This is a genomic window from Streptomyces sp. NPDC006294 (assembly GCF_042870895.1).
In the GTDB taxonomy this organism is placed as follows: Bacteria; Actinomycetota; Actinomycetes; order Streptomycetales; family Streptomycetaceae; genus Streptomyces.
Genome location: NZ_JBIAHV010000001.1, coordinates 91,393 through 106,709, shown reverse-complemented (window position 1 = coordinate 106,709; position 15,317 = coordinate 91,393). Strand labels below are relative to the sequence as shown.

Annotated in this window: 10 protein-coding genes, 1 tRNA gene and 1 pseudogene; 5 read left to right on the top strand and 7 right to left on the bottom strand. The window is 67.7% G+C overall.

Features of this window, described 5'->3' with window-relative positions:
* Window positions 1–24: 24 nt before the first annotated feature.
* Window positions 25–1,533: an MFS transporter gene (locus ACFYOP_RS00415; protein WP_356889346.1), complete on the bottom strand. Its 1,509-nt coding sequence runs from the start codon at window positions 1,531–1,533 to the stop codon at window positions 25–27.
* 172 nt (window positions 1,534–1,705) lie between these two features.
* On the opposite strand from ACFYOP_RS00415, the gene ACFYOP_RS00410 reads away from it, so the two are divergent.
* The 3 genes and pseudogenes from ACFYOP_RS00410 to ACFYOP_RS00400 form a co-directional block, all read left to right on the top strand.
* A tRNA-Cys gene (locus ACFYOP_RS00410) sits at window positions 1,706–1,780 on the top strand.
* A gap of 185 nt (window positions 1,781–1,965) precedes the next feature.
* Window positions 1,966–2,886 (top strand): serine/threonine protein kinase, encoded by a 921-nt coding sequence (locus ACFYOP_RS00405; protein ID WP_356898157.1) that lies wholly within the window; start codon window positions 1,966–1,968, stop codon window positions 2,884–2,886.
* Between the two features lie 64 nt (window positions 2,887–2,950).
* Window positions 2,951–3,429, top strand: a pseudogene (locus ACFYOP_RS00400) (protein kinase); the annotation flags it as partial.
* 501 nt (window positions 3,430–3,930) lie between these two features.
* Here the strand turns inward: ACFYOP_RS00400 and ACFYOP_RS00395 are convergent.
* The 3 genes from ACFYOP_RS00395 to ACFYOP_RS00385 are packed head-to-tail and all read right to left on the bottom strand — an operon-like array spanning window position 3,931 to window position 7,405.
* Entirely contained in the window at window positions 3,931–4,620 is a 690-nt protein-coding gene (locus ACFYOP_RS00395; protein WP_388450457.1) for a hypothetical protein, read from the bottom strand.
* Window positions 4,621–4,628: 8 nt separating this feature from the next.
* Entirely contained in the window at window positions 4,629–6,968 is a 2,340-nt protein-coding gene (locus tag ACFYOP_RS00390) for a hypothetical protein (protein ID WP_356898155.1), read from the bottom strand.
* Between the two features lie 11 nt (window positions 6,969–6,979).
* Window positions 6,980–7,405: a hypothetical protein gene (locus ACFYOP_RS00385; RefSeq protein ID WP_356898154.1), complete on the bottom strand. Its 426-nt coding sequence runs from the start codon at window positions 7,403–7,405 to the stop codon at window positions 6,980–6,982.
* A 318-nt stretch (window positions 7,406–7,723) separates the two neighbouring features.
* Between ACFYOP_RS00385 and ACFYOP_RS00380 the strand changes: the two genes are divergently transcribed.
* Window positions 7,724–9,880 (top strand): PQQ-binding-like beta-propeller repeat protein, encoded by a 2,157-nt coding sequence (locus ACFYOP_RS00380; protein WP_356898153.1) that lies wholly within the window; start codon window positions 7,724–7,726, stop codon window positions 9,878–9,880.
* Window positions 9,881–9,921: 41 nt separating this feature from the next.
* Window positions 9,922–11,976, top strand: a complete 2,055-nt coding sequence (locus tag ACFYOP_RS00375) for a PQQ-binding-like beta-propeller repeat protein (protein WP_356898152.1) — start codon at window positions 9,922–9,924, stop codon at window positions 11,974–11,976.
* 15 nt (window positions 11,977–11,991) lie between these two features.
* Here ACFYOP_RS00375 and mycP read toward each other — a convergent pair whose 3' ends face one another.
* Genes mycP through ACFYOP_RS00360 form a run of 3 tightly spaced genes read right to left on the bottom strand, consistent with a single transcriptional unit; the run spans window position 11,992 to window position 15,293 of the window.
* On the bottom strand, window positions 11,992–13,203 hold the full coding sequence (mycP, locus tag ACFYOP_RS00370; RefSeq protein WP_356898151.1) for a type VII secretion-associated serine protease mycosin: 1,212 nt from the start codon (window positions 13,201–13,203) through the stop codon (window positions 11,992–11,994).
* Window positions 13,204–13,226: 23 nt separating this feature from the next.
* Window positions 13,227–14,729 (bottom strand): hypothetical protein, encoded by a 1,503-nt coding sequence (locus ACFYOP_RS00365; protein ID WP_356898150.1) that lies wholly within the window; start codon window positions 14,727–14,729, stop codon window positions 13,227–13,229.
* Window positions 14,730–14,771: 42 nt separating this feature from the next.
* A complete protein-coding gene (locus tag ACFYOP_RS00360; RefSeq protein WP_356898149.1) occupies window positions 14,772–15,293 on the bottom strand; it encodes a hypothetical protein in 522 nt (173 codons plus the stop codon).
* Between the last annotated feature and the right edge of the window lie 24 nt (window positions 15,294–15,317).

The following is a 15,317-nucleotide window of genomic DNA, read 5'->3' as shown; positions in this document are numbered from 1 at the left end:
GGTACCAAGCGGTACCATCAGGTACTACCGGCTTGTCACCCGCAGCCGCGTCGCCACCCACGCCCCCACCAGCGCCACCCCGGCCATCGGCAGGAACACCGCCGCGAACGCGACGGGGTGCGCGGCCGCTCCGCCCGACGCCCCGCCTGCCACGGCGTGGCCGGCGCCCACCGCGCCGCCGCCCAGCGCGGCGAACGCGGCGCCGCCCGCCGCGAGCAGCAGCACATTCGACAGCGCGTCCGAGATCTGCAGCGCGGCCGAGTTCGCGCCCGCCTCCTTGGGCGCGGAGAGCTTCAGCAGGAGCACGCTCGTCGAGCCGATGACCAGCCCCATGCCGAAGCAGCCGAACGCCCACGCGACGGCGACGGTCCAGACCGGCACCGCCGCGATCAGCACGCTCGGCGCGGTCGCGATCGACGCCGCGACCAGCAGCATGCCGAGGACGACCAGCCGCTCCCGGTACGGCTCGGTCCGCGGCCGGGACTGGACGTACGAGCCCAGCGCCCAGGTCGCGCCGCCGACCGCGAGCGAGAGTCCGGCCATGGTCGGGGAGAGCCCGCGCTGGGTGACGAGCATCAGCGGTACGAAGGACTCGGCCGCGATGAAGGACCCGGCGGCGATGCCGCGCAGCAGGACGACGGACGGCAGTCCGCGCGCCGCCCGGTACGTCCCGCGCGGCAGCAGACCGAGCGCGGACGGCACGAGCAGCGCCGCGCCGGCGGCCGCGGGCAGCAGGGAGAGCCAGCGCAGGTCCTGACCGGCGTACTGCAGCAGACCGGCGCCGAGCGAGATGGCGAGGGCGAGACGGATCCGGCGCCGGTCGAAGGCCGCCGCGGACGCGGCCGGGTCGGCGGGCCCGGAGGCCGTACGGCGGATCGCGGGCAGCGCGAGCGCGAGCGGCAGCACGACGAGCGCGGGTATGCCGAGGAACACCCAGCGCCAGCCGAGCTGTTCGGTGACGGTGCCGGCGGCGAGCGGTCCGACGACGGAGGGAATCACCCAACTCGCCGCGAACGCCGCCATGATGGACGGCTGCAGCCGCTGCGGGTAGGCGCGGCTGACGACGACGTACAGCGCGACGATGACCAGCCCGCCGCCGAGGCCCTGGACGGCCCGCCCGAGCACGAACACCCACATGGCGCCCGCGGTCCCCGCCAGCAGCAGCCCGGCGGCGAACGCGCTCATGCCGCCCGCGAGCGCGCCCAGCGGTCCGCTGCGGTCGGCCCACTGACCGGAGAGAACCATGCCGAAGAGGCTGGTGGTGAAGTACGCGGAGAAGGCGAAGGCGTACAGCGGGATGCCGTGCAGTTCCCGGGCGGCCACCGGCATGGCGGTACCGACGGCGGTGGCCTCGAACGCGATGAGGAGGACGACGGAGACGATGCCGATGCTGAGCGCCCGCAGGTCCCGCCCGAGGACCCCGTCCTGCCGGGCGGCGGGGGTGGCTTCGGGTGTCGCCGGGGGGTCCGTCGGGTGCGGGAGGTCCGCGGCGTGCGGCGTGACGTCGGCGTCGCGCGGTTCGAGGGCGGTCATGGCCCCAAGAGTAAGGGGCTAGGTGCTGGATGGCCCCTGTCGTGGGGCGGGGCCGGGCAGGGCCCTTGGTCGTACGACCATGAACGGCGTGTGGCAGTCGTGTTGCGGCCCCGACCGGTCCCTTGAGCCGCGCCTCACCGCCGGCCTACGGTCGAGGAGTTGGAACACACACGGCCGTGTACCCGAGTGGCTCAGGGACTCGACTGCAAACCGAGTGACGCCGGTTCGAATCCGGTCACGGCCTCCACGGTCCGACATCGCGGCGACGGCCGCCCCTCACGGCGAGGGGCGGCCGTCGCCGCGATGTCGCGAGGTCAGCCCCACCGCCCCCGCCCGCGCCCCCGCCCGCGCCGGATCCGACGGCGGCACCGGGGCGCGACGGGTGCGCCGGTAGGCTCCTGTGGCGTTGTCATGCCTAGGGGGATTTCGCGGATGGAACGAGCGCAGACGCAGCGCCCACGTCCGGGCGGACCGCGCCGGATCGGCCCGTACCAGCTCATCACCCGGCTCGACCCGGCCGGCGACGGCTTCCCACCAGTCCCGGAACGCCGTTTCATCGCCCGCAGCGCGGACGGTGAACGCACGGTCCTCGTCAGCGCACCCCTCGACGGAGCCGACCCGGGGCGCTTCCTCGTCGAGGCGGACGCCGCCCGCGGGCTCGCCGGCCCGTGGACGCTGCCCGTCGCCGAACTGTCGCCGACGCCGCAGTCCCCGTGGTACGCCACGCCCTACCTGCCCGTACTGCCCCTGCCGGTCGCCCTGGCCGTGCACGGCGGCCCGCTGCCCGAGCGCACCGTACGGGCCGTGGGCGCCGCCCTCGCCGAGAGCCTCGCGGGCGCACACGCCGCCGGCGTCACGCACGCGGGCCTCTCCCCCGCCGCCGTACTGCTGGCCTGGAACGGACCACGCCTGACCTGCTTCGGCGCGGCACGCGCGGCAGCGCCGGACGGCGTGGCCCGCACCGGTCTCGCCGGGCTCGAACCGGGCAGCCTCGCCCCCGAGGCCGCGGCGGGCGGCCGCCCCCGCCCGCCGGGCGACATCCACGGCCTCGGCGCCGTCCTCGCGTACGCCGCCACCGGCCACACGGTCCCGGACAGCGCCGAACTCCCGGAGTCGCTGGGGCCCTTGATCTCCCGCTGCCTGGCCCGCGACCCGGCGGCCAGACCGACGGCCGCCGAACTGCTGCACGCCCTGCCCCCGCCCTCCACCGCGCCGACGTCGACGGCCCTGGACTCGGCCGGCTCCCTCCTGGGACCCGGCTGGCTGCCGGGCCGGGTGGTGGCGGCCATCGCCCGCCAGTCGTCGGAAGTCCTGGCTGCCGAGGTCCGCGCCCCCGAGACGTCTGGAGTCTGACGGCGATGCTCTCCCTCTGACACACGACGATCCGGTCGAGATCGCCGGCCACCGCCTGCTCCGGCCGCGGATCATCGACTTCGGCATCGCCCGCCCCGAACACGGCCTGACGCTGACGACGACGGGCCAGGCGCCGGTCACCCCGGCTACGGTGCCCCCGAGCAGGTCCTGGGGCAGCGGGTCGGACCGCCCGCGGATGTGTTCTCCCTCGGCGCCGTGCTCGTCTACGCGAGCACCGGCGAGCAGGCGTTCTCCGGCACGCACGTCCCGGCGGTGCAGTACGAGGTCGTGCACGACGCGCCCCGACTGGAGCATGTGCCGCAGCAGCTCGCGTCGTTGGTCGCTCCGTGCCTCGCCAAGGACCCCGCTCAACGGCCGACACCCGCACAGATGTCGGCCGTCCTCACCGAAACACGCGGCGCTGACCGCATCTGGCGGCACGGTCCGCTGGCCGCCGACATCACACAGCGGGAGCGCACGGTCCACCGGATGACCACCGTGCCCTCGGGCGCGGGCGCATCGCGGAACATCTCCCGGCGCCGCCCGGTGTCCTTCCGGCGAACGCCGGCAGCTACGGGGTGAACGGGGCCGGAACCCGCCTCTTCGTGGTGGCCGGGGAGCAGCTCACGGCACTGCCTGTGTTCGGATGATGCTTCCCGTGGGGTGACGTGATCATGTGGGTCTAGGAGGCATCCCGGAGTCCGCGGTCAAGAGGGCGGAGCAGGACACGGCACAGGAAGTTCGCCGTGAGTCGGCCGCTGACTATGCAGACTCCGAGCTCGCCGCGAAGGGTGCAGCCGCAGCAGTTGTGAGCACCGGTGCGCGGGGATCCCGCTTCACTCCGCAAGGAATCGATGAGCATAACTTTCGAAAGGCCACGACCCCTTCTGACGGCCGTGCGATGCAACTGGTCCGCCTAGGCTTGTTGTCCGCCGCGCGCGCCGAACGACGTCGAGTCCGGCGGTCTGCGCCGGTGCAATGATCGGTGTGCGAACCGTCCCGATCACAATGGAGATGGAGAGGATGGCGCCGTCCAGGCCGGCCCTATCCGCGCTGCTTGGGTGTGGGCTTGTCCTCCAGACCGCCGAGATCGTCGCACGCCAGCTGCCCGGCAAGCGCCACCGCCGCGGAGTGAAGCACCGTGGCGTTGGCGTCACGCAGCTGCCCGGCGTCGCCGTCGGGCTCCAGCGCGTTGCGGATCTCGGTCTGAATGTACGCCGGGTTCTCCTTCGATCCGGCGAGCTGTTCGCTCGTGCAGGAGAACCACAGGAACCCGTACTGCGTGCCCACAGATGCGTGTTCGCCCATCTCGTACGGCGTGAGGGCCTTCGAGATCTCGTGTCCTCCCTTCGCCGTCTCGGCGTCGGAGAAGCCGAACTTGATGCGTACGTCGGCGGGACCGTTGCCCCAGCTCTCGTTCGAGGAGACTGCGCAAAGATCCGCTTCGACGTCGTCCCCGGGCGGCGCACTCAGCGGCTTCCACTCTGCGACGAGCGTCTCGGTGACACTCCGAACGTCGTCCTCATCCGTAGAGCGAAGCTCGGAACTCCCTGTCAGGCGTGTCAGCGCCTGCTGGGCCTCAGAAGAAAGAGCTCCACCGCAGATCTCGGCGGCGGCCGACGTGTTCTCGTCGGCCGGCCCTTCCTCCCCGCTCCCGTTGCCGCATCCTGCCGCGCAGGCGCAGAGGACCGCAACGACGGTCAATGCACCCAGCACGCTTCTACGGTTCTTCACGCGATCCCCTAGCCACCGGTCTCAGGGTCCTGACCCTGCTGGTCTTCCTTCGAGTTGCCCTTGATGTAACCGAGGTCGGCAGCCTGCTTCAGGTCCATTCCGAAGTCACTGTCAGGCTTGATCCGGTGCCGACTCATGAAGTCGTCGAGAGCGGCCTGGGAGTTGTCCTCACCGGCAGTGTAGATATTGGTCCGCTGCTCTCGGATCTGATCCTCGATCTCGTCCTTGTGTTCTTCCTGTGCAGCCTGTGACCAGTCGCCGATGAACTGCCCGGCTAGCTCCTCAGCGGCTGCACTGCCTTGGTCAATGGCAAGCGGGACGAGAATCGCAGCCGCGCCGGCGGCGGCTGCCGTCGCCGGCAGGAAGGCGACACCTGCCGCGATGGCAGCTCCGGTGCCGAACTGGATCCACCCGGACTTCTGCTCAAGGGCCTTGTTGTATTCCTCGTCCTTCTTCATGTTCTCTGCGGTGACTTGGTCCGCACGGGACTGGTCGAGCATGCCCTGCACTTCCGCTCCGGTGTAGATCGCGGACCTGGCTGCGCCCGAATCGACCTTGCCGTCGGGACCTACCGCCTGGGTGTCCAGCATCCCGTTGGTGTAAATACGTTCGGCCGTCGCGATCGAAGCGTACGAGTCGGGGTGCTGTCCCATTGTGCTGAGGAAGCTCCGGGCGTCGCTCCGCCCGAAGATTGCATGCTTGTCCTCCTCGCCCGGCTTCGGGGCGTACATGCTGTCCGACTTGTTCTCATTGAGCGCCCAGTTGATGTCGTCGATGTATCCGGCGCCCATCCGGCCCAGGCTGTCGGCCATCGCTTCCTGGTCCTTCAGCAGCCCGGCGTCACCGCCGTACTTGGTGACGACTTCCTTCATGATCGCAGCGGTCGTCTCGTCCCGGACCAACTTCGGACTCGGGTCGTCGTAGGCGTGACCGAGCGTCGCGGACTCCAAGGCATGCCCGAAGGCGTCGGGCATGTAGTTCATGGACTCCTTCGCGTCATCGGGGTCATGTCCCACGATGTCGGGGAATGACTTGTAGTCCTTGTTCCCGAAGTAGTCCAGGTAGCTGTTTATCTCCTTGCCGTCCGCGTCCTTCGGAGCACCGCCCTTGTAGGTACCGTCCTCGTTGTACGTCTTGGGCTCGGAGGAGAAGAACTCCTTTGAGGCCTCCGGGCTGTGTCCGAGCGCCTCCAGCATGCTGATGACAGGGTCGTAGCCGGCCCCGTTCTTCCCTGAAGGATTGAAGGGGTGCTTGTCGTAGCTGAGCATATTCTTCGTGTCGGCGAACATGTACGGGTCCTTGGCATGCAGCTGGACCACGTGTTCGGCGATCGGGTTGAGGAACTTCGCGTCGTAGTTGCCGTACCGCATGATGCCGCCGAGCAGCTGGTACCCGTACGGACCGTTGTAGTCGTGCTTGGCCAGCGGGATGCGCTCAGTTCCCAGCTTGCGCATCTCGTCGCCCCACCGCTGGGTCCACTTGTCGTCCTTGCCGGTGGGGTCCGTCGCCGTGGCAAGGTTGAGCCCAAGGTTCTTCTGGAGCTCTTGTACGTCCTTCAGACGCTCCTTGTCCTGCTTCGACATGTCGTACGTGTCGGTCGACAACTGACCGAAGAACTCAAGTGAGCCCTTCGGTCCGAGACCGTCGTAGAAGGTCCGGGCGAAGACCTTGGATTCGTGGTTGTCCTTGAGGAGCTCGTTGAGCTGCTCAAGCTCCTTGTGCGAGAGCTCTCGCCCCTTCTTGGCGAGGTCGATCGCCCGCTGGGCCTCTTCAGCGTCGATGCTGCTGTACTTCGGAGCGCTGAAGTTGTGCTTGTCGGCAGTGATGTTCGCCTTGAGCGCGTTGGACACGGCGATGTCAGCGTCGTCGCACGTCTCGATGATCGCGTCGACACGCTTCTGCATGGCCTCGATCTTCGCCCGCTGTACCCGCAGCGCCTCCGGGTAGTCGGGGTCGTGCCTGGCGCCCTGGTCTTTCTCCAGTGGATACGAGGCCTCAACCTTGCCCTGCGCGGTGATCACCAGGTGCTGCGCCGGCGCCTCCGTGTCCATCAGCTTCTTCAGGTCGTCCTTCGCCTTCTTGAACGCCTCGTACCCGTCCGACAGGATTTGTTTGATCCCCTTCGCAGCCTTCGCCGCGTCGTCGAACTCCTTGGCGGTCTTGTCCACGAAAGGCTTTGTCACTTCCGCGTTCACACCACGCCAGTAGTCGTCTTTCGCCTTCGCCGCCATGGTCGACCGGGCGTCGGTGGCCAGCGTCTCCAGATCGGTCGTCATCTGCGACCAGTCGTCCACCGATGCCTTCAGCTTGTCGAGCGGAGCGTGATACACGTTGTCGAACGTCAGCATGGCAATCAGCCCTACTTCAGGTAATCGTTGATCTTCGACGTACTCAGAGACGCCGCAATGTCCTTCTCGTCCTTCGCGTGAGAAGCAGCACTGTAATCAAGATGATTCGAAATGTTCGCGCAGGCATCGAGAAGCGTCTTCAGTTGAGAGCCCCACGTCTCGTGCACCGTGGACATCGCGGCGCCGGTGCGAAAGCCGTTGGCTGTCATCATCGTCGCCGCTTCCGACGTGCTCGCGTTCGCATGCTTCCCGGTCGTGTTCAGCCGACCGTGCAAGGCATACGCGGCACTGCCGATGGCGCCCAGCTTGTCCTGGTTGACGCCCAGGTCGGCGGCACTGCTCCCACCACCGCCCTGTGTGGGCGACTGGTTCAGACGCGTGCTGACATTCGAGGTCGACTCGGTGCGGACCGACGACCACTCGGTATCGAACGACATGAATCCCCCGGAACGTGTGCAAACGAAAGATGGCGTGCCAATGGGCAGTCGGACCGAACCACCCTACGACGGAATCCGGGTGGACCAAATGGTCCGCCCATCATCTCTACATCCAAGCGGTGCCTGACCTGTGCCGGGTAACGGCATGCCCTCGAGCAGGATGCTGCGGGATGCGCCGGTACGCTTCTTCGGCGTAGCCATGCCTCGGGGGGATTCACAGATGGAACGTGCACCCATGCACCGGCCGAACCGTGTACCGGCCCGCACCGGCCGAAACTCGCAGGATGCCGTCCGCCGCATGTTCGGAGTCTGACGGCGATGCTCTCCCCTCTGACGCACGACGATCCGGTCGAGATCGCCGGCCACCGCCTGCTCGCCCGGCTCGGTCACGGGGGCATGGGCACCGTCTACCTCGCCCGTACCACCGGCGGACGCGTCCTCGCGCTGAAAACCATGCACGCCGCCATCGCCACCGACCCGGCCGCCCGCACCCGCTTCCACCTCGAAACCGACGCCGCCCGCATCATCGGCGACCACCACGGCGCAGCCGTCGTCGACGCCGACCCCACCGCGGAAATCCCCTGGCTCGCCACCGAATACGTCCTCGGCCCACCCCTCGACGACGCCGTCGACCTCTGCGGCCCCCTCCCCGAAACCTCCGTCCGCGCCATCGGCGCCGCCCTCGCCGGAGCCCTGACCCAACTCCACACCTCCGACGTCGTCCACCGCGACCTCAAACCCTCCAACATCATGATCACCGCCTACGGGCCCAAGATCATCGACTTCGGCATCGCCCGCGCCGCCGGTGACGACCGCCTCACCCGCACCGGCACCGCCGCAGGCACCCCCGCCTACATGTCCCCCGAACAAGCCACCGGAAAAAACCACACCCCCGCCGGCGACACCTTCGCCCTCGCCGGCGTCCTCACCTACGCCGCCACCGGCCACCCACCCTTCGGCACCGGCCAGGCAGCCGACCTCCTCTACCGCATCCGCTACACCGAACCCGACCTCACCCGTCTCCCGCCGGCCCTCGCGCACATCCTGGCCCGCTGCCTCGACAAAAACCCCGGCCAACGCCCCACCACCCAAACCCTCGCCACCCAACTCCACAACGGGCAAGGCCACTTCGCCGACCACCTCCCCCACCCACTCCTCACCGACATCGCCCGACGCGCCACCGACGTCTGGCAACACCCACCCCACCGGCTGCCCGCACCGGCACATTCCTCGGTCATCGTGGAAACAGTCACCGCACGCGCAACGGTCTCCCGTCGCACCCTGCTCAAGCGCGGCGGAGGAGCTGCCGCAGGGGCAGTCGCTCTCGGCGCCGGTATCTGGACCTGGCTCGACAGCCGCGGTACGAACACCACCAAGGACACCGCTGCGCCGTCTCCCGCCTCTGAGGTTCCCGAACTGCCCGGCGCTGTCTGGACCAGGGGCATCTCCAGGAACTCACAGGAGGTCGACACTGCTCCGTTGCTGGCGGGTGACTGCCTGGCGATCACGACAGTCGATGGGCTGATCGGTGTCGACGTAGCGACGGGAGAGGAGAGGTGGGTCCGCAAGGAAATGGTGTCGGCCAGTGCGGTGACAACCGATGGCCGGCGCGTCTTCGCGATCACGCCGGACCCGAATGAACTGACCCTCTGTACGGTGGACCTGGCGGACGGCTCCCTCGAACTCGTACTGGTACTCGACGACTTCAACAGCGCCCTCCAGAACGGGAAACTGCTCTGCGTCTCGGACGGCACCGCCTTCCTTGTCGCCGGCCAGGGGGAGACCGATGCCCACGCCACCTGGTATCTGGTCGCCGCCGACGTCACTTCCGGCGAGGAGCTCTGGCGCAGCGAGCTGGGCCCTCTGGAGAATCCGGTTCTGAAGTCCTTCTACGCCGCACGCTCCCTCGCGGGGAGCTTCCTGATGACGGTCGGCGACTCTGAGAGCGAGGCGCGCCTCGAGTGCTACGACGTCACGACCGGCGCTTTCCGCTGGGCGGTCAAGCCCGATGCCCCTCTTGTCGCCGGCATCGTGATGGATGAGAGACATGTGTACCTGGGCGCCAATACCTTCGGTCTGAGCACCGAACGCCATCAGGTCATCGCCGTACGTCTGACAGACGGAAGAACGGTGTGGGAGTACGGCGAGGACGTCCCCCAGGACCTTCCACATCCGGTCCTGGGCGGGGACGTGCTGTACACCATGCGCTTCGGCGGGATCGTCACAGCGATCGACGCTGCCAAGGGGGGTCTCGTCTGGGAGTCGTCTCCCGTATCGGACCGCTACGGCGTCGCCTTCGTAGGCGAACAGGATCTCTACATCATCGGCAGGTCCGGGCTCGAGGTGATCGACCTTCGTACGCGCCGCACGCGCGACAGCGTGACGATGCCGCAGGACGCCCGCTACGTCCGCGGGGACAACGGCATGTTCGTCGCTGTACAGACGGACGTGATGGCCGGCTACTCCGTGGAGTGACGTACTTCCTCGTTCCCCTTCCCTACACGGAAAGAGTCTCGATGCAGCCCCTCGGCCCCGGCGATCCGATTCGACTCGGCCCCTACCGGCTCCTGGGAGTCCTGGGAGCCGGGGGGATGGGAAGGGTGTACCTCGGTCGGGACGGTTCGGGTCGGACCGCCGCGGTGAAGGTGCTGCACCCCGGCCTCACGAACGACCGGAATCTCACCCAGAGGTTCGTGCGTGAGGCGGAGGCAGCACAAGCGGTGACGAGCCCCGGTGTGGCCCGGTTGCTCGCCGCTCAGACGGAGGCCGGGAGGCTGTGGATCTCCACCGAATTCCTGGCCGGACCGACGCTCGACAGTGCCGTGGAACGCCACGGCTCGTTCGATGAGCCCGCGCTGCGCCATCTGGCCCATTCGCTGGCGCGCACCCTCTGCGACATCCATCGCGCGGGCCTGATCCACCGGGACATCAAGCCGTCCAACATCGTCCTCACCAGGACCGGTCCACGCATTATCGACTTCGGGATCGCTCGGCCCGAGCACGGCCTCACTCTCACGACCACCGGGCAGGCACCCGCAACACCCGGGTACGGCGCGCCGGAGCAGGTGCTCGGGCAGCGGGTTGGCCCTTCGGCCGATGTGTTCTCGCTGGGCGCCGTTCTGGCCTACGCGGCCAGCGGGCGCCGCGCGTTCGACGGCGCGCACATCGCAGCTGTGCAGTACGAGGTCGTCCACGGGCAGCCGCAACTCAACTCCGTACCGCAGCAGTTCCGCGGTCTTGTTGAGTCCTGTCTGTCGAAAGTCCCCGGAAACCGCCCTCTGCCTGAGCAGATTGCACAGGCATTCACGACTCGACGAGGGGACGACAAGAGCTGGCGTGCCGGCACCCTCGCAGCCGACATCAAGGAACGCGAGGTCAAGGCAAGGCGCTTCGTCACAGCCGTCGAACCTCAAGCGACAGCACGGCCGTCGCGGCGCAGGTTCCTCGTTGCGTCGTTGTCGGTCGGAGGGGTCGTGCTGGCCGCAGCCGGCGGGACCACGGCCTGGTGGCTGAAGCACATCGCGGGCGGGCCGGTTGCGATCCCACCGGACGCGGACCCTGTGGCAATCCAGGAATACGCCGACGGAAGGACCCCCCGGCCGTTGTGGGGGCCGCTGGATGTGGCGGCACAAGGCACGGTCCCTCCGCCGATCGCAATGCATGGAGTAGTGATCTTCAGCGCTCGTGACGGTGGCCTGGCCGCGCGCAAGGCCGTGGACGGCAAGGAGGTGTGGAATCTTTCTGAAGCGTCCGGCACCGCGGGCATGCTCCAACTATCAGCGACGCACTTCATCGCAGTGACGGACGGCGGCGACGTGGCTTCCCTGGACGCCTCCACAGGAGAGCAGCAATGGGCAGTGTCCGCGGAGGCGGTCCAGCTGCTCGCTCTTGACGAAACATGCGTCTATGTACTTACACAGGCCGAGGAGATCCGTGCTGTGGAGATCTCCGGGCGCAAGCCATCGTGGACGGTGACTGCGCCGGAGGGCATGCGGTCTGCCGACCGACCGCTCGCTGCGGCCGGTGCCGAGCGTCTAGTCGTCTCGGGTTCGAACGGAGTCGTCATCGCCCTCAGCACGGACACCGGCCGTGAGGTCTGGCGGCGTAGCCAAGGGTTCGGGCCCGCCATGCCGGCCATCGACCGGTCCAGTGTGTATCTCGGAGGCAGAGAACTCGCCGCTCTGATGGTGGCGGACGGCACGGAGCGGTGGACCGTCTCCGGCTACGCCTCCTCCGCCGCGGACGGATGGGGCGCGCCGTGGGTCAAGGAGCTGAACGTCTGTGCCATCGTCGGCGGCAGGCCACAATCGGTGCGCACGTCGAATGGAGACACGGACTTGATGGGGGACGACGCGATGGAAGCGGACGTGTTGAGCAGCCTTCCGCCCGTGGCCGAGGGCAGAAGCCTCCTGCTCGCCGGAGCTGAGGGGGTGTCGGTCTTCCACGACCCTCCCTCCACGCGTGCCTGGGTCTACAAGTCCGACACAGGGGCGCCGACCGTGATGGCGGGAGCCGGCCGTCGGGTGTTCCTTGTGAGCGACGGAAACGTGACAGCTGTGCCTGTCCTGTAGTGGCGCGTCTTCGCTTCAGCGTCGACGTGCCCGGACGGCCGGAATGACGACCGCGGCTCCGATGAGCAGGGCCGCAGCCACCCCCAGCCCGATCCACATGCCTGAATTGCTCTCGTCCTCGGGCGCAGAAGCTCCGACGGCCGGTTGCTCCCTGCTGTCCTCGCTTCCGGCAGCAGGCTTGGATTCGCCGGGCGACGGCGTCGAGGACGGAGAAGCGGCCTCCGCAAGGTCGGGCAACGGATACTCGTCGGCGGGACCGGGGTCCCCAGGCGACTTGAGCGCGACACGCGGGCGGACGACGCCGTAACCGATCGAGTCGTTGCGCTTGTTGCCACTCCGAGGGCCGCCTGCGGTGTTGAGCATGACCCGCAGGACCTGGTTGTTGGTCCAATCCGGGTACTTGGACCAGATCAGGGCGGCGGATGCGGAGGCGAGGGCGGTGGCATCACTCGTACCGCTAGACACACAGTAACGGCCTGGACCGGCCTCCTTACAGGCCGAGACGATATCCACACCTGGCGCAACCAAGTCGACTTCCGGACCGGTAGCCGACTCAGCCGTCTTGTTCACCTTCTTGTCCACACCGCCGACTGCCACAACGCCAGGTACCGCTGCCGGGTATTCGACGAATGAGGTTCCTGAATTGCCCGCGGCGGCAAAGATCAGCTTGTTCTTGTCGAGGGCGTATTTCACAGCCTCCTCAACAACCTTGGACTGCATGACTCCGCCCAGGGAAATGTTGATGACCTTGGCGGAGGAGTCGGCGGCGTAGCGGATGGCCGCTGCTTCGGCTCTCTCCGCATCCATACCCATTTGCTCGCCGTCCTCCTTCCAGAGGCGGATGGGAAGGATCTTCGCGCCGGGCGCGAGGCCGTAGCTGCCGCCTCCCTTCCCGGTTCCGGCGATCAAGGCCGCCATGCTGGTTCCGTGGCCGTCGACATCGTCGGCGTAGGTCCCCGCTTCAGGTGAGAAGTCCCGTCCCTCCAGGACCTGACCACGCAGGTCAGGAAGGCCTGGGTCTACTCCTGTGTCGATGACTGCGACAGTTACGCCCTCGCCGGTACTCGTCTTCCACATCTCATCGGCATCCATGGCATCGAGATGCCATTGCTTCGACCGAAGAGAGTCCGCATGAGCGGGTGTAGCTGCGACGCCGACCAGCAGCAGTCCCAGAGTGGCCGAGAGCGCTCGGCCAAGCCGAAGCTGTTGACGGCTGCTGGTGTTCATCCTCATCCTTCGCTCTATCTGCTTCAGTCGATGACAGGCGGAACGACCCGCCGAGCGCCCTGCTGCCAGGTCTCGTCGTCCTCTGACAGGTAGTCGGGGCGCTCACCACGCTCATCGTCCCGACGCCGGCTACTGCCGTTGGTTCCGGTGCCCATCGCGCCCGTACGTCCTACTTGGCCTGACCCGGCCCCGCCGCTGGCGGGCGTTCCACGCACCAGGCCAGACCCACCTGCGGTGAACGGGCGGCCTCCTGCCTGACCTGTTTGGGGCGGGCGGCCACCGATCACGCCACCGCCCTCCGAAGCCAGACGACGGCCGCCGAAACCACCACTCTGCCCCGCACCGGTGGGGCCCGACATTCCTGGCGTGTGCGCCATGCCGCGCCCCAACGGTCCACGGGCGGTCGAGTTACCTTCACCGCCGATGACGTTGGTGCGGGGAATCCCGCCTGTCGGCCGACCGGCGGAAGGCGGGACAGGGCGGCCACCTGTGATGCCGCTGTCTCGGGGCATTCTGGAATTGATGCCGCCCCCACTCGGCGATACGACGTTCCTAGCGTTCGGGAGGCCCTTGCCGCCACCCGGAGGCGTAGAAGCGGGTCCTGCGGTCTTACCCGTCTGCGTCGGCGGGATGCCCACAACCGTTGGGAGAACGTTTGTTTCCGGCCGACCTGTGGGTGACGGCCCCACGGGCGTCTGGGGAAGCTGTGTCTGAGGAGGCAACGTATCCAGGCTGTCGATTTCCATTCCGACAGGCCGCTCTTGCTTTGGCGCAATCACATCGGTCTGTACAGCAGTGGTGGAGTCGGGCCGCCCCCCCTTGAAGTCAGAATTCGAAACAGGCACGTACTGGTCAGCGGTTCCGCGATCCATCCCGATGCTGCGATCGCCAGTGCCACCGATGTACTTGCTGTGCTTGGGCTCAGGCGGCACGAATTCGCCCGGCGGCGGCGGAAACGTCGGCGGCTCCGCTGCGCTGATCACGAACGTCGAGAACGAGTAGGACTGGGCCAGCTTGTTCATCTGCTGCACAGCCTGAGCGTGGTCCTCGGTCATCTTGGACCACGCCTCGCGCCTGATGTCCTCGGAGTCGGGGTCGTTGCGGTACTTGACGGCGGCGTCGTAACTGGCTTGGGCAGTCGCGTCCTTCTCGGGAAGGTTGGCCTTCACCTCTCGGAGTGTCTGAGCAGCGTTGCCGATCCACGTACCGCCGACAGTGCTGTACGTCCCGAGCTGGAGCGTCGCCTTCCATGCCTGGTCGCCCCATGTCTCCATGGCCTTACCGGCTTCACCCTCCCAGTGGACGCCTTTGATGTAGGCCCTGAGGTCTTCGCCGATCTCTGTGATCGTCTTCCCGGCGTCGGTCAGCTGGTCGGACAGATTCTTGAGCGTCTCCGGGTTCGCCGCCTTCACCATGGCGAGCATCTGTTCATGCGTCTTGGACTCGAAGTCGGTGGTTCCGAAAAAGAGACCCAGGATTCCCAGCGGAGGCATGACCACTCCGCCGCCCTCGCTCGGTTCAGCCATTGTTCTTCCCCACCCTTCCCCGTGGCTTCATGTCTGCCGACATCAGAAGTCCGTGCCGCCCGAGGAGTCGCCGTGGCCCGCCTCGTCCTTCGGCTTTTCGTCCTTGGGCTTCTCAGCCTCGCGTCGTTCCTGCTCACGCCGATCGACCTCTGCTTGAGCGTCGGCACTGATGCGCCGCATGCGCTCTTTGATGTCGTCGTCGATGTTCTGATAGCCCTTGGACGACCCGTCCACCGCGATGCCCAGGCCTTCGATCTGACCCGCGAGCCCCTTGGACAGGTTCTTGAGCTCTGCGTGCACCCGCTGATAGATACCGAAAAGTGCCTTGGCCTCGCTGAAGCCCGTGCCCATGTCTCCTTCGGGAATCTCTCCGTCAGCGAGCTTCCCCGGTGCCGCCGGTGACCCGTCGAGCCGCAGAAGGAGCTTGTCCACCCGCCCCTTGAACGCGGCGAGTTCCCCAGCATCGACATCCAGATCCTTGCCGCTGCCACCCCCGCTCGGCGCACTCGGCCTCGGCATCGGCGGGCCGTACACCGGCCGCCCCGTCCCGTCGTCCTCCGCCACGAATGCCTCCCCGTTTACACACGT